Consider the following 21,971-nt stretch of genomic DNA (forward strand, 5'->3'; position numbering starts at 1 on the left):
CTATATATTATTACCATAAACCTAATTTTAATCAGGCCGGCTATTTTAAGGGCTAATGCTTTACAATCCGATTGGCAAGTTCCAAATTCATTTTTCTTAATTCCAACAATACCAGTTCAGCCATTCGGCGCGCACCGTACTCATTAAAGTGGGTATTGTCATCAACACCCGCAGGATAGTTAGGATTTTGGCCCGGCTCCAGCTTATTGAACAACAATTTCGAGTTTTCAACTCCCATTTTCTGCAACAACGCCATACTCTCTTTGTCTAGATCTATTAAAGGAACTTTCATTTCCCGGGATAGGGTTCGAACAATTTCCGAATAAACCTGATGCGTTGGCAAAACCTTGCCCTCGGTGTCAAAATTTCTGCGGGCAACCGGTGTTATCAATACCGGGAATGCGCCGGCCTTCAGGCTCTCACTTACATATTTAGCCAGATTATTTTTAAATTCTTCTTCTGTAGTATACGTTTTTTTCGTCTTTACCTCATCGTTATGACCGAACTGTATAAAAACGTAATCGCCGGCTTTTAAACTATCTGTCACCGACTTCCACCTACCCTCGGCCATAAATGACTTTGTACTACGACCGTTCTGTGCTCGATTATCAACTGTTATCGATTCATCAAAGAAATTAGCGAATGGCATTCCCCATCCAGTTTCAGGGTATTTGGAGACTTGTTTTATTGACATAGTGGAATCTCCTACCAGGTACACCTTAATCTTTCTGGCTGGAATATTAAAGGACATGAGTACAATCAAACTCAAAAAAGCTATGGCACTTAATTTATTAAACTGTTTCATACATAATTCTATTTGGTTAAACAATCATACAAACTTGGAGTTGCTTTTCAATGAGGCCATAAGATTAAATCTATGCAATCGTTACCGACAGCTGAAATGAGATTTTTACATTTTACTTGGTTATATTTTCAGGTATAAATCCCATTTCTATCAGCCAGCGCTCACAGAGCTCAGTCCACATTTCAGCTGACCCCGGATTGTTACGGAGCGCAATGGCGTGCCCACCCTGTGGGAAAATATGCAGACTACTTACAACTTTATGCTCCAATAATGCCTGGTAAAAAAGAAGGCTGTTATGCGGATCTACCGATTTATCATTGAATGCATCGACAATAAAACATGGAGCAGTCGTTGCTGTCACCTGCAACTGTGCCGAATATTTAACAATTTGTTCTGCCGTTGGCTTTTCACCCAACAAATTTTTCAGGCTTCCTTTATGGGCAAATTTGCCCATATCAATCACCGGCGAAACCAGGATCATAAAATCAGGTCGTGCAGAAACGTTATCCAGTGCATCACCGATTGAAGAAATATCATCGTTAAATGTGCCTGCCATACTAGCCAGATGCCCACCCGCAGAAGAGCCCTGGATTCCAATCTTATCTGTCTTTATCCCCCATTTTTCAGCATTGCTACGTATTATTTTAATCGCGCGCTGTGCATCTTGTAACGCTCCTTTTTCCCGTTCATTTAAATCCGGACTATTAGGGAGCCGATAGTTCAGCACAAATGCGGAGATGCCCATTGTATTAAACCATTTCGCCAATTGTGTTCCACTGATCACATAAGCCAAACGTTCATATCCACCCCCGGGACAAATAACTACCGCAGCCCCCTTGTTGTCTTGACTTGAGGGGAAAAATGAATATATGCCAGGTGTCCCCACCTGATAAATGCGCTCATTAGCAATGCTGTCTTTTAATTTTACCCCTTTCGTGTTTGGCATTTTACCCCGAGACCAAAGCGGAATAAACTCCTGAGCACTTAATGCACCAGCCCATAACAAAAGTAGTGTCAGTATAACTTTCATATGCTCCATTACTTTTTAAACGACTTTTCTTGCGCTCCGTGATTAAAGCTTGCCTTAATCGCATCGTTTTTCAAGTCGGCATTTTTCATCCGAATATTTGAAGTCGATACACCATTGATGTCAAATAAAACTCCTGCTTCCGGATTAAATCTAACCCCGTCTAAATTGATATTTTTACTGCTTTCAATGTATACTAAAGGATCTTTGCGTTTTGTTAACAATACAGAGTTCTTTATTTCAATGTGATCCGCATCAATTATCTCGATTGCATTATTGGTATTCAGAAACAGGTTTTTCATCTTAATATTCTTAACTGCCATTTCCGGAAGACCTCTGATAAAAACGCCCTTGTTCGCTCCGTTACAAACTATATTCTCTATAAATATGTCCTTGAACTGTGGTGTCTCTATACTAACTTTTGGTACTTGCTGTATTTCATTAGCTTCCGGTGGTTTAGTCCAGTAATACATATCAAAAAATATAGCCTCGTCAACAATGTTAAACATATTGAGGTTCTTAATGTAGATTTTCTCTACAATTCCACCACGGCCTCTGGTTGTTTTGAACCTAATCCCCTTATCTGTTCCCATAAATGAACAATCTGATACAAATATGTTTCTCGCTCCGCCAGACATTTCGCTTCCTACTACAAATCCTCCATGCCCTGCGTAAACCAGGTTATTCCTAATGATCACATTTTCTGTTGGCATATTTCTTTTTCTGCCTTCTTCATCTTTACCGGATTTAATGCATATCGCGTCATCCCCAACATCAAATACAGATCCTTCGACCAGTACATTTTTACAGGACTCAATATCTACACCATCACCATTCTGTGCATAATCTGGATTTTTCACCTTAATATTTCTTATCGTCAGGTTATTGCACATTAGTGGGTGTAGGTTCCAGGCCGGTGAATTCTGAAAGGTGAGTCCCTCCAAAAGAACTTTACTGCAGTTTGTCAGCACAACCAGGTTCGGCCGTAAAAAGTCTTTGATGTCTTCGAAATCTGATAGCTTCTTCGCGGGGCCTAATAAAACAGAGCTTTTTTCGAGATATGCTTTCTTTGTTTTTTCGCTGGGAAACCAGGTCTTCCCGTCTTCACTTACCAATCCTCCCGACAGTTTTTTTTTGTTCCATTCCGCTTCAGTCAAGGCATTTTTTCCTACCATCCGCCAGGCATCACCATTTCCGTCTATTGTACCAAACCCCGTAATTGCAATATTTTCCAGATTAGTACCCATAATCGGCGATTGGTTTCTGGCAGAGGGCTTACCCTCATAGTTACCTTCTATAATTTTATACTGGTTAAAATCAGCTGTAAACTGAAGTAATGCATTTTTCTCCAGATGCAGATTTACATTACTCTTCAATTCGACCGGTCCGCTAAGCCAATAACCGGCAGGGATCAACACCACGCCACCACCTTTTCTGTTGCATGCTATGATAGCTTCATTAATACTTTTCGTATTTAGTGTATTCCCGTTACTTATTGCACCAAACCGAACGATATTGAAAGTATCCGGTCTAAAAGCCGGCTGTTTTATTTCAGGGAGCTTGTCCCAGGAATAATCGTTCGTTTGCGCATTGAGGCATAACGTACATAGACTTAGCGCAACTGCGGTTAGAAAAAATCTTAAATAGTATAATTTCATCTGTTTGTATTTGTGTATTTGTATCTACTTCAACAGGTTTCCCTGCGATTTAATATTATTGGGTTTTAACCTGATTTTCAGTAATTGAAGCGACAAGACTGTTAATGTAAACCTCGATGTTATCATAAGCAGTACTCAGGTTACGACCACCAGCATTTGCCACTTTAGGATCGAGACCTTTGGATTTTTCCCAATCATCTGGCATGCCATCTCCATCTGTATCCGGCAATGCCGGTAGGCTTTGCAGCAGAGGCCAGCCATCAACATCGGCCTGTGTATCAATAATTCCATTAGTACTGCCATTAGAGCCTGCTTTATAGAAAGTTTTATTACGGGTGTGTAAAACAGTGCGTGTATCAATCGGATCTCTTTTTAAGACAGCACCCGCATAATCAAGCACTTTATCATACGCCTGCAATGCCGTATGAGTAGTTACATTGTTATCAATGGCCAAGGGTGTATTTAACTTCATTGCAAGCCTGTCTGCTTCCGATACCGTTCCATAACTACCATGAAATTGATTGTACACACCATACGTCCAGTTATCATTTGTAACCTGGGTGCCTTCATTTACATAATTGCCATTAATATAGAATTTGCCCCAGATGTCGTAGACCTCAGTACCAGCGATTTTATTTTTGTCGATTGAAAGAATACGTTCTTTCTTGGTTGTCGCTGGTCCAGGTTTATAATAGTTATTGATGACATTGATATTCATCCCTTCACCACCATAAGCATTATTAGTAGGCCCCCAGTTATAGAAAACATTGTTTCTCATATCCACCAGATCCGTCAAGGCGAAAGCTTTTCCCGCCTCTTCCCCAAACCTTGGATTACGACTATCGTGATTGGCCATTAGATTATGATGAAAAGAAGCATATTTCCCTCCCCATACACCCCCGTAACCATGCGCTCCCTTTCCATGCACAGAGTTTCTTAAACTCTCGGTAATTAAACACCACTGCAGCGTAAAGTTCTCATTGGCATAAAAAGATACACACTCGTCGGTAGACCAGCTCATTGAACAATGGTCTACAATGATATTTTTCTGAAACCTCCCGCCAAAGGCATCCCCCTCCTGCTGCTCGGTATCGCCCATTCTAAAACGCAGATATCGTACAATGACATTGTCTGCACCTACATTCACTTCATAGTTCCTCAGACAAATACCATCACCCGGGGCGGTTTGTCCGGCAATAGTGATGTCTTTGTTTTTAATTACCAGCCTACTTTTTAAAGGAATCGTACCAGAGATCTCAAAAACTACAATTCTGGGGCCTGTTGCGTCAATCGCGGCCCTCAAACTTCCAGCACCGGCGTCATTGAGGTTTGTAACTTTAATTATTTTTCCACCTCTGCCACCTGTTGCGTTACGTCCAAAACCTTCTGCTCCGGGAAAAGCATATGCAGATTCTATGATAGGTTTTGGTTCTGATGTACCCTTATTCTCTTCCGTCGTAGGAGTCAAATCTGCTTTTTTTCTTTTTTCGCAATTGGTAAAGCTGAAAACAATAAGCAACATTACCGTGCTCAATGATAATCTCTTTAAAATGGCTTCCATGTTCCTAAAATCTTTTCTACTGTATATTCTTTCGCTTGTTCGTCTGTTAATTGTTTTGACCAGGGTTGTCGTTGTCCCGCCTTATATCCTTCTCCGGTACTCTTGTATTCCGCATAAAAGGCGGTTGCTTCATTCGCTACATTCCCCCAGTTGTTCCAGCCCTCAGGTTTAATATGTCCGGCCATTTCGCAGTTTAAGAATACTACATTGGCATTAGGTCGCCATGGTCTGCCCAGGTGTACAGTTGCTGCACCTGATGTTCCGGTTAATTTACAGTTAAGATATACATATCCGTATTTTTTACCCGGAGGAGTAGAAGCGGCAGTTATGTAACCACTTCTTAGGCTATGTAAGATGCAGTTATCGAAAAGCGCGGTCGAGCCACCAAACATATAGTCTACTGTACCTGCGATATAACAGTCTTTGAGATACTGTAAGGTATTGTCTGCGGCGTAATAGGTATCTTGAAATGCCAGAAATCTGCAATTTTTGAAAGCAGCGAAATTGCCACCGATGTTAATAGCTAAAGCCTGGCCTGCATCTATTCCTGCAGTATTTTCGAAAGTCAGGTTTTCGGCCTTAAAGTAATCTGCTTTAACAAATACTGACGCAGATCCGGAGGTTCCAAATTCTGCACCATTAGCATCCAGTTTTTTCGAATAATTATCAAATGACAAAACAGTTTTCTCACTGTTTTCTCCCTTGAAACAGATGTAGCTTTTATTTTTAGGAACGGTGATCACTTCTTTATAAATTCCGTTCTTTATCGCTATGACATAATATTTTGTTGCATTCGAAGGCGCGGCATCAATTGCGGCCTGTAAGCTGGTATAATCTCCCGTACCATCCTTAGCTACTGTCTTATCTGGCTTAGCTTCTACGACGACATTTACTTCCGGATCTGGCTCAGTCGCCGCATCATCCTTTTTACATGCCACACAAATCAAAAAAATCATGACACAGATTAAGTACTCTATATTTCTTTTCATCTTCATAAGCCTTGTTATTTTATCTGGTTAATCGTTATATCTTTAACCAGGCTGTTTATATAAACTTCGATATTGGTATATCCTGTACTTAAATCATTTCCATTGGCATTAGCTATTTTAGGATTCAATCCTTTTTCCGTTTCCCAGATGTCAGGCATACCATCTCCATCTGTATCCGTAAGCGGGGCCGTAGCGTTCAAAACGGGCCAACCACCAACATCGGTCTGCGAGTCGATTATTCCTTTTTTTTCCGTCTTTGAACCATTGTAAGTAACAATACCTTCTTTAACCTCTTTCATAATCCTCGCATCTACGGCATCTCTCTTCAAACTTGCTCCTCCATATAATAACACAGCATTGTAGGCTTGCAGGGCAGTATGCGGTGTTATTACTTCTGCAACAAAAGCTGTTGCCATTTTTGCAAGTGCATAATTTACATCTCCCAAACCCGATCCTTTGTCCATTCCCCCACTCCAATTATCCTGTGTTACCGTAGTGTTACCATCTACATAATTACCTGAAACATAAAATTTACCGAAGCCTGGCCCATATTTAACCAGATCAGTCTCCATCGAGATTTCCATAATCCTGCTCTTCCTCGAAGTTGCAGTTCCCGGTCCTGCTTTATAATAATTGGCTACGAGATTATATTCTCCGTTTTCTCCGCCGTACGCACTGTTGCTTCCCCAGTTATAGATCACATTGTTCCGGTAATCAACCTTGTCTATTCCAAAAGGACTGCTTCCGGTTCCTGTTCGGTGCCCACCATCAAAACGTGCATTTCTACTGTTATGATGCGCCAATAGATTGTGGTGAAATGTAACATTTGAACCTCCCCAGATTGCACCATATCCATGGTCATCTTTTTCATGAAAAGATTTATTTAAGCTTTCTGAAAGTACACACCATTGCATGGTGAAATTTTTATTGGCATAAAACGAAGAGCATTCATCTATTGACCAGCTCATGGAGCAATGATCTATTACGATGCTCTGGTGATAACGTCCCCAAAGCGCATCTTGCTCATTTTTTGTTAAGTCACCCATACGGAACCGCATATAGCGGATAATCACGTTGTCAGCATCGATATTCATCTCGTAATCCTGGATACAAATACCATCACCTGGAGCAGTCTGCCCCGCTATGGTCACATTGCCATTTTTAACCTGGATACGACTATTTAGTTTAATATTCCCCGATACTTCGAAGACAATAACTCTTGCACCTGTTTCAGCAATAGCTGCTCTCAGGCTCCCAGTCCCAGAATCATTCAGATTAGTCACTTTAATTACTTTACCACCCCGCCCTCCCGTAGCTAACTTCCCATATCCTTCCGCACCTGGAAACGCCAAGGCAGTTTCCTGTTGGGGAACACCTGCTTCCGGCTCACTAATTTTTTCATTTTCAATCGGATTTTTCGCCGATTTTTTGCATGATGCCAGGAAGAAAAAAAGCATGGCAATGCCCGATAAAGAAATCTTTAATGTTTTCATGTAGTTCAATTAAGATGTGAATAATGAGATTACGCTCTTATTAGAGTTATAAAGAAACTATACGGAAAACTTCTTCTTTCCGTATAGTTTCAGGATCACCTGTTTCTTTATTTAAGTCTCCAACGTGGATCTCCGGCCGTACTTCTCCCTCCGAAACCACCATCTTTGATTGTAAAATTTCTGGTAGCAGGACTGGTAAAGATATCTGTGGCAGTTTTGGTGTAAGCTGTTGTCCCCGGAATCTGCAGCGCACTTGCTGACCAAACAAAATCGGATGTAGTAAAATTATTGGAACCGGTTATCCCAACCGAAGCTGCTCTAAAACTATTTACAGCACTAACTGGCGGCGTAGCAGCTGTCGCTTTACCTGGTCCAAAAATATTATTAGTAAAATCCAAGGTTCCAAGTACTACATTATTGTAGTCGACCATAAACTTTGCACCAAGTGGACTGCGATAGAAAGTTGAGTTATTTATTTTCACACTTTCTGCGGCACTTTTACTAACCAGCAAAACTTCGGCTCTTGAAACCGTACTGTTACTTATGGTTATATTTTTCGCTTTCGAAGCTGCATCGTCAACAGTTAATATTCCATAGCCGCCAATGCTGTCGATCAAACAGTTATTAAATGTTAGACTATTAATGGTTAAGGCACCTCTGAGTCGTGCAACACCTCTCATATTTTCTATTCTGCAGGATTCGAAAGTAATTGCTCCGATGTTCCCTGCGGAGTTAGGGTTGAACGCATATTTACCTGCAGCATCATTCGTTCGGATAATTACATCATTAAATGTTATATTATCAATACTGGCATTAGCAGCAAATGCAAAATTACTGCCTGTATTAAAAAATATTACTGCCTGGGCTGGCACCAGTTGATTTTCGCCACTGATTATCGTTACAGATTTATTCAGATTGATGCTCGTCATGCTATATTCCATTCCTCTTCTTAAAACAATTGTCGCACTGGCAGGAACCTTCAATATCGTATCTGCTAATATAGTCGGCTTGTCGGCAATTGCTGTCAAATCAATAATTACACCACTTGGAATTGCCTTTGTGGTATAGCTATTTGAACCTCTAAATTTCGCACCACTGTAAAGTTCTATTTTGTAAGCTGTTTCAGGCGATAATGCTGCAACCAGCAGATAGGCATTGCTGATATCAGTAGCCGTAAGACTGATCGTTTGCACAATTGCATTGTTAATGACACTCACTACTTTTACTGTTGTTACGGCTTCGCCCTCGTTCCTCCATTTAAATAATATAGATTTCGAGCCAACATCAGCTAACTGGGCATCCACAACAATAGTTGGAAATCGCGGGGTTTTTATCTCACCTAAAAATGACGGCTTAGAGTTTTTTGATGAATCAGTTGCGACTGCAATAACCTGTATCTGATACAATTGTTCCCAAAGTAATCCTTCAAATGTCACTTTGTTAGAATCGATATTAACCGATCTGTCAATAGTTTTAAAAGTATCACGACTAATCTGCGCGATATAACCCTTAACTCCACTCATTTGCTGCCATGATGCATCAATATAATTTGAAGGAGCAGTAAGATCCCCTTTGATTACTGGTCTAAACAACCTCGGAGCTTCCCCAAGATCATCCTCTTTTTTGCAGGACATGATGCTGCTGACCATCGCTATTAATAAAGCGATCATCATATAATTCTTGAATATATTTTTCATGATCTGAATATTAATTTCCGTAACCATAACCGTCATTTTTCAATGTACCCCTGCTTGCAGATATCGTTGAACTGTGCAGCGGAAGAATATACCTTACCGGGGTTAATCCTGTTTCGTCTTTGTAACCACGCCATGAATTGAGGACGTAATCTCCCGGACGCTTCAACGTATTATTATAAAGCGTTTTTAACCAATTGACACTTATCCATCCATTTGGGTTGTCGCCTTTATTTGGTATATCTTTCAAAGGTGGAGTTTCTGACGTCTTTCTAAATGTACCTCCGTAAAAAACAATTTTTTTATCAGGTGTATTGCGATAATAAACTGTGCCAGGTAAATTAGCATATGTTCCAGCACCATTAAAAGTATTTTCTCCCATTTGTGCCAGGATATTCTTAGCTTCTGCGATTTTCTTGCCGTAATTATTCCATCTAATCAGATCATAACGACGAATACATTCACCAGCAAATTCAAACGCACGCTCATCAACAATTGCGTCAAAAAACCGCTCTTTGCTCACACTTACGGTATTGATATAGTTGTCAACTTTAGTTTGTACCGTAATGGCATCTTTAGGAAATGCCCTGGCTCTTACTCGCCTCAATGCAGCCTTTCCTTCTCCGGTAGGTCCTTCATTCAACTCATTATCACTTTCCGCAAACATCAGCAAAACATCAGTGTAGCGCATAATCGGCCAATTGATTCCTGTTCCTTTTGCAGATGCAGGGCCAGATGGGGTGGGCATCAGAAGCCTGGACCATTTACCAGTACTTACGCCATTTCCCGCCAACGGAACCTGTACCAGCTCAGAGTTGTATTTAAAAATAGCAAAAGATTCCAGACGTGTATCAAGCGTATCATAAGCATAATATAATGCCGGACTCAAACCGATATAACTACTACTGGCACCATAAGGATGAGTTCCACCGTCAACCGTGCGTCCAATATTCCAACCTACATCACCAAATCCAGGTGCAAAAGCGACCTCAAATAAAACATCTTCATTGCTAACTACCCTCCATTTACTTTGATTATCAAAAATATCTTGAAAACGCGCAGTTAAAGGTCTATCGAAATCTGTCATCAATTTACGGCTGTAATCACGTGCAATTTTATAATATTCTTTGTAATCAGTCTTTCTCTTTGAAGTCATATCAGGATATAGCCAATAGCCCCCCCGGCACAATGCCAATTTCGCTATTAGTCCGATTACAAACTCCCTACTGATGCGTTCTACACCATAAGGAACCTGGCTTGCCGGCTTCATTAAAGGTTCAATGCTGATTAGGTCGTTTATTAACGTTGTCATAATAGTATCACGACCGACTCTAGGCTGATAAAAATTATCTCCGCCACGGGTAGGTTTCAAATTAAACGGTATATCTCCCCAGTAATTAATTAACCAATAGTACCACAGTGCCCTCAAAGCTTTAGCTTCACCCAACAATTGTTTTATGTCAGGATTCTCAGCAATCTTCGAGTTTTCTAAACCTTCGACACAAAGATTCGCTCTATTGATGGCACTATAAGCATTGTTCCACACCGTGCTGATATCATTATTGGCATCTGTAGCTTCCAGAGACCATATATCTCGTCTTGTATTATCTGGTGCTGAGCCCACTCCTCCGATTTCAATATCGGTATTCCCGATGAAAGTATTAGATAGTCTTGAGGTGAAAGCATCCTGATTAAATAAAGCATAAATGCTGTATACAGACTTTGTCGCATCAGGTACGGTTCCAAATATTACCTCTTCGGTAAAGATTGATGGAGAATCCGTTTCTAAATATTTTTTACAAGATGATAGCACTACCATTCCCAAAATCAAAATGGTAAATGTTTTTATATTTTTCATATCAAAATTCTTTATTGTTAAAAACTCAGGCTAAGACCAAATGTATAGGTTCTACTTTTCGGATATGCTGAATAGTCTACCCCCGGGGTCAAAGCAGCATACCCTCCACTTCTGGTTGTAGATACTTCGGGATCATAACCCGTATAGTTTGTCAACAGAAATACATTGTAAGCGGTCCCGTAAAATCTCAATGACGAGATGCCTACTTTGGATGTCAGCTTTTTTGGCAAAGTATAACCGAGCGTTATGTAAGTCATCCTAAAGAATGAACCATCTTCAACCGCGTCATCACTAAATAGTGGAGATGCTGTTCCACTGGAAAAAGGAGACCAAATCTTAGCGTTTTTATTGAGCTCCGCCAAATCATTCAGTTCTGTTACCAATTGACCCTCACCATTAATATATTTGAAGCGATCTTCATAATTCATGGTGTTTAACATATTGCCAAACGTTGTTCTGTAAAGCATATTAAATTGAATTCTACCCGTGTTGTAAATCTGATTTCCGTAAACCCAGTTGAAGAATGTTGATATGTCAAACGATTTATAGGTTGCGTTTAAACCGAAACCTCCACTATGACTTGGAACCGCACTTCCAATTATCCTCCTATCCTTATCAGCAGTCACAAGCCCGTCGCCGTCAAGGTCTTTAAGCTTCATTGTACCAGGCCTTATTCCGATGGTACCACCTAATAACCCACCTGAAGTTGGCACGCCAGGTTTGAGTACATATGTTCTTGTAGCCGGGTTATATGATAAAAAGTCATCAACGGTATAGAAGCCATCACTTACATACCCGAACATTAAACCAATTGTTTTGCCTACCTCAAGCAAATAATCTTCCCGGGTTTTTAAATCTGTTCCAGCCCACTCAGATCTGGCAACCCGTCGGTCATTACCATCCAATTTATCAATTTTAGGTTGATTCCTGCCTATGTTAAATGAAGCACTAAGTGTAAAATCTTTTTTGGTGATCAGGTTCGCATTAAGTGAAAGCTCAATCCCTCTATTACTTGTTTGTCCAATATTTAAATATTGAGCACTAAACCCGGTCTGAGGTGGAATGTCATTTTCTACAATTAAATCTTTGGTGGTATTCTTGTATATATCTAAGGTTGCACTAATTTTATTATTAAATAATCCGAAATCCAAACCTAAATTTCTCGATACAGTTGTTTCCCATTTTAGATCAGGATTAGGTAATGTTTTGTTAACCGGCCGATAATAGGTTTGGGCAATATCTCCGGCGCCATAACTTCTATCCTGCGTATTTCCAAATACAAATCTCCAAACATCATTATTGATCCTGTTATTTCCAGCTTCGCCATAACTCGCCCTAAACTTTAAATCAGAAATAACATCGATATTTTTCATAAATGCTTCATCAGATACCCTCCAGGCAAATGATGCGGCAGGAAAATATCCCCAACGATTTGATGGCCCAAATTTACTACTACCATCCGCTCTTAAAGTTAGGTATAAGATATATCTGTCCTTGAAAGTATAGTTAATGCGACCAAAACCTGAGATCAAATCCTCCCCTCTGGATTCCAAGGTCTCAACCCTTTCCGACGTGCCTGATGCCATATTTGCAAATACCATTTCAGGGGTAAGATTTTCTTCAAAGTACTTCGCACGGTTAAATACTGAGCTTCCTGAAGTTGTATTCAGCTCCTGGCCCAATAAAACGCTGAGGTTGTGATCTTTCTTTTTCAGCACCTTATAATTTGCGGTATTTACCCATCTATAAGTATTACTTGTTCCGCTGGAAAGCTCAACAAGTGGCTTGTTTAAACCAACATTACGCGACTCTCCAGTCAACGGCCCCCAATAACGTTTGTTTACATTATTTCTTTTGATTACTGAAAGCTCCGACCGTAAGGTTAGTTTTTTGTCAACATCCCAACCTAAAGCGGCATTCAAGCTTAAATCATTATTTGTCCTTTTACGATAATCCTGTTGAACCAGATCGGTAGGTTTAATTACTGACCTGAGAAAGTTATCAAAATCATCATTTCCCTCCGCTACATCATCCGGATCAAGTACAATCTGATCTGCAAGACCATTGACAGGTCTAGTTTGGATTCCATCGCTTATCCTGATGCTAGAAGTACCTGAAGTACCTGCACCGTCTATGGCTGTAGCCGAGTACCTAGCTGCCAGATCTAGTTTCAACTTGTTAGAGATCTGGTGGTTCAATTTAAAATTTAGATAAAAACGCTCTTGCCCGGAATTTAGCATCAAGCCCTCATCCTTGTTATAGGTTGAATTAAAGCTAAGCTTGGTTTTATCCGTACCTCCGGTTAAGCTTAAATTGTGTTGTTGAGAATTTACAAAACGACCAAAAAGCTCTTCCTGCCAGTCTGTAGGCTTTTGATATTTATATAATTCGAGATCATCATATACGCCAAAATACCTGGTAAAATTTTTGAACTCACTAGACGTCTGCCCTCTTAGCATCCCGTATTCATATTGAACCAATGCAAAATCATAAGGCGAAAGGACTTCTAATTTTCTTGGTAACGTTTTAGCCTGCCCATATCCATTGTAGGAAATAGCAGTTTTCCCAGCTTTTGGTGATTTGGTAGTAATGATCACTACGCCATTTGCACCTCTGGCACCATAGATGGCTGTTGACGAAGCATCCTTCAGCACATCAACACTTTCAATATCCGTGGGTGCAATATTGTTAATGTTATCTACGATAAATCCATCTACAATATATAAAGGTGTATTGTCCTGTGTAATCGAACCACCACCCCTTACGCGGATAATCACGTCAGCTCCGGGCGCACCATCTAAGGTGGTTACCTGCACCCCTGGTATCCGGCCGGTTAATGCCTCCGCAATATTTGCTACTGGTGTTTTAGCGATTTCACTGCCTTTTAGTGATCCCACAGCTCCGGCAAGGTCTTTTCTTGCTACTGTACCGTAACCAATCACTACAACTTCATTTAGCCCCTGCTGATCATCCTGCAGGGTAACGTTTATTTCGGAACGGGTTCCTACAGTAACCTCTTTCGTTACGGAGCCAATGTAGCTAAAAACCAGAACCACATTACCCGTTGCCGGGATATTAACTGTAAATTTTCCGTCTGAATTTGTGGTGGTCGCGGTAGTCGTTCCCTTTAGCTTAATGCTCACACCCACCATAGCCCCTTTGTCATCAGAAACTTTACCTGTAATTTTCCGGGTTTGCGCCCACGCTGTACTACATATAAGTAACAGCATAAAAAATGGAAGTAGTAATTTATTCATAGTTTATATTTAGTTTCTTGTTATTAACCAAATAAACTATCATTCATACAGCCAGGATCTTCGTATGACAAACTTAATTTCAGACGAAGGTGCGTGAAGACTATTTTCTCATTTAAATGAGTGATGCCGTTCCTGTGATAAGCTCGAATGGTTTAATATTTGGTTATTCGTTTAAACAAACTTACCTAACAGGTGAATTTTAGAGGTCTAATTTTTGACCAAATACGTCCAAAAACTATCAATAAAGCGTCAGAAACACATTTTATCTCTTTAATCAGGATTTTAAGCCCTTAGACTTTAAATATTCGGATGGAGATACACCATATTCCTCTTTGAAACAAGTACTGAAATATTTGGCACTATTAAAACCAACCGCGTAAGCGATCTCAGAAATGTTTTGCCCATTGGCATCCAGAAACTGTTTCGCTCTTTTTAAGCGCATCTCACGAACAAATTCAACAGGAGCCAGATTGGTCAGGCTCTTAAACTTTTTATAGAAAGTCGTCCGTCCCATTCCTATTGATTCGGCTACAGAGTCAATATTAAATTCCATATCTACCATTCCATTTTCGACAATATCGATGATCTCCTTCAGGAAGATTTCATCTTTGGAAGTGATGACAATTTCCCCGGGATTAAGTTCTATGGTTTTCTTACTGGTTAATAAAGACTCAAATATTTTTTTACGTTGCCTTAACAGGTTATCTATCGAAGCAAGAATAAAATTAGTTTGAAAAGGTTTAGTGATGTAATAATCAGCGCCGTATTTTAAACCTTCAATCTGATTTTCAACCGATGATTTTGCAGTGAGTAGAACAACGGGAATATGACTTGTAGCAACATTACTCTTCAATTTATCCAGCAATTGTATACCGTCCATTTCGGGCATCATCACATCGCTCATAATCAAGTCTGGCACTAATTTAAGGGCAACTTCGAGCCCTTCTTTTCCGTCTTTGGCTTCAACAACCCTGTAAAACTCCTGTAACTGATCTGCCAGGAATTTCCGCAGCTCATTGTTATCATCTACCAGCAATACCAAAGGCAGATCCTCCTTCTCTCTGGGAGATGAACTGATCTCAACATTCGTAATGACTTCTTCAGGCTTCGGGAAAACATATTTTTGTACTGGTGATCTATCTATAACAATACTTTCTCCATCTTTAAAATGCTGTTTTCCCGATGGCAGTTTAAGAATAACTGCCAAGCCTTCATCTACATTATTTCGGGCTTCAATGTCACCATGATGCAGTTTAACAATTTCCTTACAAAGCGCCAGACCAATCCCTGTGCCTTCCAGATTATTTCCAGGTGCCTTCTCTACCTCGTAATAGAGTTCAAATATATCGTTCAGCTTGTCTCCTGGAACGCCAATTCCCTGATCAATGACACTAATTGTAAAGAAGTCTTCCTCTTTATCAATTACTATACTGATTATTTTATAATCTGCTGTAAACTTAAAAGCATTAGATAGCAAATTATAAATCACAATGTCTATTTTCTCTGCGTCTATCCAGGCATAAAGCTCCTCAACATTTGCAGAGATGGAGAGTTCAATGTGTTTTTCATTGGCAATTTCAGAAAAGTGCTGTGCAATGTCCTCCACCAGGGCCAATACATCTACATGGGTTACCTTAAGATTCATCTTTCCACTTTGAGCTTTCCTGAAGTCTAAAAGCTGATTGATAAACCTAACCATTCGATTGGTATTTCTACGTACCACATTGATATACTCCTGTCCTTTAGCTGATAGATTCTCCTGCCGTGCTATTTCTTCAATAGGATTTACAATGAGTGTCAGGGGCGTCCGTAGTTCATGAGAAATATTCGTAAAAAAACTGAGTTTGAGCTCTGTCAAACGTTGCTCAACGGTAATTCTGTTACGAAGCCTGATCATGGTAAATACAATCCTACGGGCTATCTCAATTAAAACACCGAATAAAATAACATATAAAATATAGGCCCATACCGTACGCCATGGTGGCGGGGCAATATTTATGGAAAGTGTTTTTACCGGCAAACTCTCATATAGGTCCGAGTTCAGACTCTTCACCTCAAAAATATATTTACCCGGAGGTAAATTCGTATAGGTAGCTTTTCGCTGATCATTTACATGATGCCATTCTGCGTCGAATCCCCTTAAACGATAGGCATACACCTGCTTATTGCTGGAACGATAATCGAGCACAGTAAAATCGACACTGATAATATTTTCGTTGTATTTAAGCTCAATATTCTTTTCATCGTTGATATCAACATTCAATGGAGAACTTGCTTCTCCAGGAACAACATCCTTATTGTTAATCTGAAAATTGGTAAAAGCTATTTTTGCTTTGATTTTCTGATCGATAATTGCCAAAGGATTGAAAGTAATATAGCCATTTATACAGCCAAAAAGCAGGTCGCCATTAGGAAGTATTAAACTTGAAGCTTCCGAGAGGCCTGTTTTCGGCAGCCCGTCATAAGAATCGTAATTTCTGAAGCGCTCCTGTTCAGGATTCAGCTTCGAGATGCCATTCTCCGTTCCCAGCCATAAATTGTGCGTCTTGTCTTCAATGATACTTAAAATATAGTCACTTGGCAAACCATCTTCTATGGTATATGCTTTAAATTTTAATCCATGATCAGAGACGCCCAGGAATTTGTTTAGGCCTCCTCCCGAAGTTGCGATCCACATGCGGTCCTTGCTGTCTCTGTAAATATATTGAGCATCATTATTGCCCAGACTACTTTTGTCGCCGGGAATTTTACCATAACTCTTAAAAGTATAGTTGTCTGGTTTTCCTCTATCAGGATCAAATATGACGAGACCATTAGTCGTCGCCACCCATATGTCACCATTTACGTGTTGTTGCACATGCCTCGCTTTCCAGGAACCTACAGGATAATTTTTAAAAGAATTATGGATATTTACAAACTTGATTTTATCTCCGTCAGGTACGAGCAGATTAATCCCATACTGATAGGTAGCTACCCATATCCTACCTTTCTTGTCTTCCAGGATAGAATAAATAAGGTCACTGCTCAAGCTGTTGATATCATTTTTATCAGCCTTGTAATGTGTAAGTACGTACCTTGATCCATTTTTATCGGTGGGTACGGCCCTGTATAAACCATTTCCTTTCGTCCCCAGCCATATTGTACCGGTTCGATCCTGCACCATATTATAAACCAAGCCAATACTTCCCGAGGGCTTATTAACAAAAATATCTTCTACTTTTTCCCCCTTGTTATAAACATATAGGTTACCTGATTTTGAAGAAATCCATAAACGCTGATTTTTATCGCTAAATATTCCCCTGATCTCATTATCAGATTTATTAAGTGTCTTTGACACAAGCAACCCATGCTTAAAATCATTTACCTGGAAAATAATCTTCTCTATACCTCTGTCTCTCGTACTGAGCCACAAAACTCCCGCTTCATCAAGATAACTCCAGATCACAATGTTTGAGAATTGATGATCTGCCGAACCGGGTTTATTGTAAAAATATTCCACAGCATCAGTAGCCCGATTATAATACCCAAATCCCCCTCCCTTCATACTCATCCAAACCCTGTCATTATGGTCTTCAAAAACTTTATATTCCTTTGCTGTATTGTAAAAATTAGCGTCATTCTCCTGAAAGAAATACTTAAATGTACGCGTAACCGGATTATACTTGATCAGTCCATGCTTTTCAGGTTCAATCCACAATAAGCCGTTCTTGTCTTCATACATAGACAACATTGGCCCTATCCCAGGCATCGACGCAGTCACGCTTTTCAAATCTGAAATGCTTATCGTAATCACGTCCCTCCCAGCTGTAGCATATATGATCTGTTGTTTTTTACTCAGCAATAATGCATTTAACCTGTTAACTGCTATTTTCTTCTTTAAAAACTGACGGGAGGATTTATCATAACGAATTAAATATCCATCGTTTGTACCAAACCATACATGCTGCCCCTCTTCAACCATGCAGGTATAAGCCATCCCCTTTGCAAAAACAGCATCCAGGCTCATATTTTTATATTGCCCAGAAGGATCGAGAAGTAAACAAGAAAGCCCAGACTGTGTACCAATCCATATATTATTCTGTTTATCCGCCTGTAAAAAATTAACCCTATTTGATGGCAACTGAAAATCTGCTTTCTGTCCTAGTCCGTATCTGATAATTTCAGGATTACCGGAAGTTGTATTTTTAACTGCAAAAACACCTTGATCCAAGGTAGTAAGCCAAACAAAATCCTTCCCTCCCAGTTCAATTCCAGTAAACAAGATATTCTTGATTTTCTTTTCTTCAAGGAGGCTTGATATCGCCAGAAACTTTTTACGCTGCTTATCAAAGCGGTATACCTGATTATCATATACTTCAAGCCACAAATAACCTTGTTTATCTTCTATGATATTGTCAACCCTATTAATTTTTAAGCTGGAACTATCACCCGGACGGGTTTTATAGGTTACGAAATTATGCCCATCAAAGCGGTTGATCCCATCCCAGGTACCAAACCACATAAAACCATCACGGTCTTTAAGGATATTCATCACCCCATCATGGGATAAACCGTCTTCAGTTGAATAATGCTCAATCTTACACTTGATCTGTGCGGTAACCTCCACTGTTGAAAACAGCAAGAAAATAAGACCAAACAGCGTCATTTTTTTAAGCATAATACAAACTTAACACATACCCGATTATAATTGGTGTTACAACAAGATTAAATACTATGTGTTAATAAAAAAAAGATATCGCCGATTAAATGTGTGCAATCGTTTTCCAATTCTCTAATCACGCCTAAACAAAAAGACGCTACAGGCTCAACACCTCATTGAGTCCAGCCGGCACTAGCCTTTTTTCCACCAGGAACATATCAATCAATTCTTTAATTTCATATATTGATATATGCTCATAAAATTTGATCACCGTTCCATTGGGGGCAATAATTTCCATTACTGGCATTCTGCTTTCCATCCTGTCCTGTTCCAATTCTATATCACTTAATGCTTGCATACCATTTACTTTGTAATACTATTTATTCAATTAAACATAAAGTACCTCAAGCCCGAAAGTAAGATCGCCTGAGGTACTTCGTTTTTTTTTATTTAATCAACTCGCGCAATTTCTTTGCTAACTCCTCACCTCTTAAATTCTTGGCTATAATCTTGCCTGAAGGATCAATTAAAAAATTCTGAGGAATCCTGGTAATTCCATAAAGTACTGCTGCATAATTTTTTATCCCCTTTAAATCTGACACATGGGTCCATTGCGATATCCGATCTGTTTCGATAGCTTTTAACCATGCTCCTTTTGCTCTTTCATCATCTACGGAAACCTGCAAAATGGCAAAATTCTTGTCCTTAAATTGTTCATAGCCCGCTCTTAATGCCGGGCTCTCGGCCCTGCATGGAACGCACCAGCTGGCCCAGAAATCAAGCAGTACATATTTACCACGATAAGAACTTAAAGAAATCATTTTACCACTTGTGTCTGGCAATCTAAAATCCCTGGATTTTTGTCCAATATCCGCACTCTTAAAAGTCTCAATCTGCTTCCTGATATATTGTCCTGCCGGCAATTCCTGATAAGATTTGCTCAACTGGTTATACAAAGAATCTGCAGCAGCAGGACTATAAGAAAAAGAAGAAAGGATACTGCCGAAAGCCAGTAATGCCACAGGCGATTTTTTTGCGAAATCAATTACAAATTGTTTGTTTGTCAAAACTCTCCGTTTAAGAATTTCGGCATACTTTGATGACAGACTATGAAGTGCTATTGAGTCTTTTTTCTTATCAAGTTTCCTCATCGCAGACTGTATATCATACCCTTCTTTCAAACTAGTGGTTCTAGCCACCATAAAAGCGCTATGGGAAGCATCAAATTTTCCGTTGGAGCTAAAATCAGCAAAACTACCTTTCAGCTTTATCTGCATAATCCCCGGAACGATATAACAAACCAGAAAATCTTCAACCTGGCTTTTTATTTTACTTGACATTGACAGCCGACTGATTCTTGCTTCAACTGGCTCCGCCAGTTCACCTTTAAATACCGCTAGGTCCGATACTACTTTGACACTGTCGTAATGCTGCTGAACTACTCCATTTTGCAATACCTTATAAAAAATGTATAGGTAATCGGGCTTTACAGAGACTTCCTTTAGGTCCACTGTTAAATTAAATGGCCCGAATAATTTCGTTTGCCCGTAACTGCTCATCCCTGCAAGAAGGAGGATGATAATAAATATTTTTTTTTTCATTTTTATAAATTATAATTAGTTATATCCCTTATTCTGTATCAGGTTACCATTTTTACTCATTTCAACAACCGGAATAGGAAATAAAGCAGCATCCGTCTTCCACACACCAGGCTTCACAGCACTAAGAACAAGATCTATTTTACCCCTGCGCTTCAGGTCATAAAAGCGATTTCCCCATTCGGTGAATAATTCCAGTTGTCGCTCCTTAGCAACAGCCGCAATCAGCAGATCTTTATCCAGTGTGGTCAACCTTGTAGCATTTGCACGATCCCTAACCACGTTTAAATCGTCCTGCGCAACCTGAACTTTTCCCTGCTGAACACAGGCTTCGGCATGAATAAGATACATTTCCCCCAATCGCAACACCGCGTCATATTCCAGATTATTCTTCGTCGATTTATATTTACCTGGGTAAGGATAACCCGCAGACATGGAAATCCAATTACTCCTGCGCAAATCTTTCGTCTCAAAAGCGTTGTACAGAATATCCCTAATTGTATAACGTGGTCTGGCATTGGCTCCGGTTACAAATGTTGTCGCAATAGATGCATACCCCTTAGCTCTGGAATCGAATTGCCAAATTGCTTCTGTGCTAGCTGTAAGGAAGGCTTTTGCAGGCTCTACCATTTGAAAAGTTTTCTTATCGGCAAGCAATATGGCCGACTGCAATTCCGCATTTTGCCAATCGCCAAGATATAGGTAAACTTTCGCCAACATGGCAATTGCAGCATATTTATTTACCCTGATACGCTCTCCACCCGGATAGTTAAAAGACATGCCTGCAACAGCCTCCTTCAGATCGTTTAAGATAAATTGATAAACTTCATCTGGTGCCGACTGTTTCTTCAATGCACTGATCGTGGGATCAGTAGTATCAATAATCGGAATATGGCCAAACATATTCAGCAAGTGAAAATGGGAAAATGCGCGAAGGAATTTTGCTTCTCCCATAGCCTTCATTTTAAAAGCCGTACTGAGATTTGAGCTTTCTGAAAGCCCTTCTATAACTGTGTTTGTCCTAAAAATGGCTGCATAAGATACAGACCATAAAGTCGACACGTTTGCGTCGGAGGTAAGCAGTGAATTACTCTCAAAAGAATTGCTTGTAGTACTCACTAATTCGTCTGCATACAATGCATTTAAGTAGCCAATACCACCACCATAAGGAGCTCCTATAGCTGTTGCATTGTACATCATACTATAAAGTCCGACTAAGGCCGCATCCACACTAACGGAGTCCGAATAGACCGCCTTTGGATCAAGAGTTCTTTCAGGTGAGCCAGTATCCACCAATTTATCACAACTGGTAACTAAAACCAGGGATAAAAACCCAAGTATTGTCAAAATAAAATATCTAGTTTTCATTTATTTCTTCTTTGTTATTAATGA

At 39.9% G+C, this 21,971-nt stretch carries 13 protein-coding genes; all 13 read right to left on the bottom strand.

The features are described 5' to 3' along the window. Positions 1-52: 52 nt before the first annotated feature. The 13 genes from BLS35_RS25305 to BLS35_RS25365 all read right to left on the bottom strand — a co-directional run bounded on the left by BLS35_RS25305 (position 53) and on the right by BLS35_RS25365 (position 21,947). The gene (locus BLS35_RS25305; protein ID WP_090786731.1) at positions 53-805 is read right to left on the bottom strand and encodes a rhamnogalacturonan acetylesterase; all 753 of its coding nucleotides are present in this window, start codon (positions 803-805) and stop codon (positions 53-55) included. A 112-nt stretch (positions 806-917) separates the two neighbouring features. After that, on the bottom strand, positions 918-1,835 hold the full coding sequence (locus BLS35_RS25310; RefSeq protein WP_090786890.1) for an alpha/beta hydrolase: 918 nt from the start codon (positions 1,833-1,835) through the stop codon (positions 918-920). Positions 1,836-1,843: 8 nt separating this feature from the next. Next, positions 1,844-3,490 (bottom strand): glycoside hydrolase family 28 protein, encoded by a 1,647-nt coding sequence (locus BLS35_RS25315; protein WP_090786734.1) that lies wholly within the window; start codon positions 3,488-3,490, stop codon positions 1,844-1,846. Positions 3,491-3,545: 55 nt separating this feature from the next. Continuing rightward, positions 3,546-5,051, bottom strand: a complete 1,506-nt coding sequence (locus BLS35_RS25320; protein WP_090786737.1) for a pectate lyase — start codon at positions 5,049-5,051, stop codon at positions 3,546-3,548. Next, positions 5,036-6,040 (bottom strand): pectinesterase family protein, encoded by a 1,005-nt coding sequence (locus BLS35_RS25325; RefSeq protein ID WP_254779134.1) that lies wholly within the window; start codon positions 6,038-6,040, stop codon positions 5,036-5,038. The genes BLS35_RS25320 and BLS35_RS25325 overlap by 16 nt, the downstream gene beginning before the upstream one ends. Positions 6,041-6,054: 14 nt before the next feature. Continuing rightward, the gene (locus tag BLS35_RS25330; protein ID WP_090786743.1) at positions 6,055-7,533 is read right to left on the bottom strand and encodes a pectate lyase family protein; all 1,479 of its coding nucleotides are present in this window, start codon (positions 7,531-7,533) and stop codon (positions 6,055-6,057) included. A gap of 107 nt (positions 7,534-7,640) precedes the next feature. Next, a complete protein-coding gene (locus BLS35_RS25335) occupies positions 7,641-9,230 on the bottom strand; it encodes a DUF4957 domain-containing protein (RefSeq protein ID WP_165973425.1) in 1,590 nt (529 codons plus the stop codon). Positions 9,231-9,240: 10 nt separating this feature from the next. Further along, entirely contained in the window at positions 9,241-11,085 is a 1,845-nt protein-coding gene (locus tag BLS35_RS25340) for a RagB/SusD family nutrient uptake outer membrane protein (RefSeq protein WP_090786749.1), read from the bottom strand. Positions 11,086-11,102: 17 nt separating this feature from the next. Next, entirely contained in the window at positions 11,103-14,342 is a 3,240-nt protein-coding gene (locus BLS35_RS25345) for a SusC/RagA family TonB-linked outer membrane protein (RefSeq protein ID WP_090786752.1), read from the bottom strand. Between the two features lie 274 nt (positions 14,343-14,616). Beyond that, positions 14,617-18,999 (bottom strand): hybrid sensor histidine kinase/response regulator transcription factor, encoded by a 4,383-nt coding sequence (locus BLS35_RS25350; protein ID WP_090786755.1) that lies wholly within the window; start codon positions 18,997-18,999, stop codon positions 14,617-14,619. Positions 19,000-19,138: 139 nt separating this feature from the next. After that, positions 19,139-19,339, bottom strand: coding sequence for a hypothetical protein (locus tag BLS35_RS25355; RefSeq protein WP_090786758.1), 201 nt, complete (start codon positions 19,337-19,339; stop codon positions 19,139-19,141). An 88-nt stretch (positions 19,340-19,427) separates the two neighbouring features. Beyond that, positions 19,428-20,582: a peroxiredoxin family protein gene (locus BLS35_RS25360; RefSeq protein ID WP_090786761.1), complete on the bottom strand. Its 1,155-nt coding sequence runs from the start codon at positions 20,580-20,582 to the stop codon at positions 19,428-19,430. A 15-nt stretch (positions 20,583-20,597) separates the two neighbouring features. Next, positions 20,598-21,947, bottom strand: coding sequence for a RagB/SusD family nutrient uptake outer membrane protein (locus BLS35_RS25365; RefSeq protein ID WP_090786765.1), 1,350 nt, complete (start codon positions 21,945-21,947; stop codon positions 20,598-20,600). Positions 21,948-21,971 lie beyond the last annotated feature (24 nt).

It is taken from the genome of Pedobacter sp. ok626, from assembly GCF_900100435.1.
Lineage (GTDB): Bacteria > Bacteroidota > Bacteroidia > Sphingobacteriales > Sphingobacteriaceae > Pedobacter.

What these genes read in the sequence shown, in the direction of transcription:
- BLS35_RS25315 (WP_090786734.1), bottom strand. Translation starts at nt 3,490, where the DNA reads ATGAAATTATACTATTTAAGATTTTTTCTAACCGCAGTTGCGCTAAGT.
- BLS35_RS25340 (WP_090786749.1), bottom strand. Translation starts at nt 11,085, where the DNA reads ATGAAAAATATAAAAACATTTACCATTTTGATTTTGGGAATGGTAGTG.
- BLS35_RS25365 (WP_090786765.1), bottom strand. Translation starts at nt 21,947, where the DNA reads ATGAAAACTAGATATTTTATTTTGACAATACTTGGGTTTTTATCCCTG.
- BLS35_RS25305 (WP_090786731.1), bottom strand. Translation starts at nt 805, where the DNA reads ATGAAACAGTTTAATAAATTAAGTGCCATAGCTTTTTTGAGTTTGATT.
- BLS35_RS25345 (WP_090786752.1), bottom strand. Translation starts at nt 14,342, where the DNA reads ATGAATAAATTACTACTTCCATTTTTTATGCTGTTACTTATATGTAGT.
- BLS35_RS25325 (WP_254779134.1), bottom strand. Translation starts at nt 6,040, where the DNA reads ATGAAAAGAAATATAGAGTACTTAATCTGTGTCATGATTTTTTTGATT.
- BLS35_RS25350 (WP_090786755.1), bottom strand. Translation starts at nt 18,999, where the DNA reads ATGCTTAAAAAAATGACGCTGTTTGGTCTTATTTTCTTGCTGTTTTCA.
- BLS35_RS25330 (WP_090786743.1), bottom strand. Translation starts at nt 7,533, where the DNA reads ATGAAAACATTAAAGATTTCTTTATCGGGCATTGCCATGCTTTTTTTC.
- BLS35_RS25320 (WP_090786737.1), bottom strand. Translation starts at nt 5,051, where the DNA reads ATGGAAGCCATTTTAAAGAGATTATCATTGAGCACGGTAATGTTGCTT.
- BLS35_RS25360 (WP_090786761.1), bottom strand. Translation starts at nt 20,582, where the DNA reads ATGAAAAAAAAAATATTTATTATCATCCTCCTTCTTGCAGGGATGAGC.
- BLS35_RS25335 (WP_165973425.1), bottom strand. Translation starts at nt 9,230, where the DNA reads ATGAAAAATATATTCAAGAATTATATGATGATCGCTTTATTAATAGCG.
- BLS35_RS25310 (WP_090786890.1), bottom strand. Translation starts at nt 1,835, where the DNA reads ATGAAAGTTATACTGACACTACTTTTGTTATGGGCTGGTGCATTAAGT.
- BLS35_RS25355 (WP_090786758.1), bottom strand. Translation starts at nt 19,339, where the DNA reads ATGCAAGCATTAAGTGATATAGAATTGGAACAGGACAGGATGGAAAGC.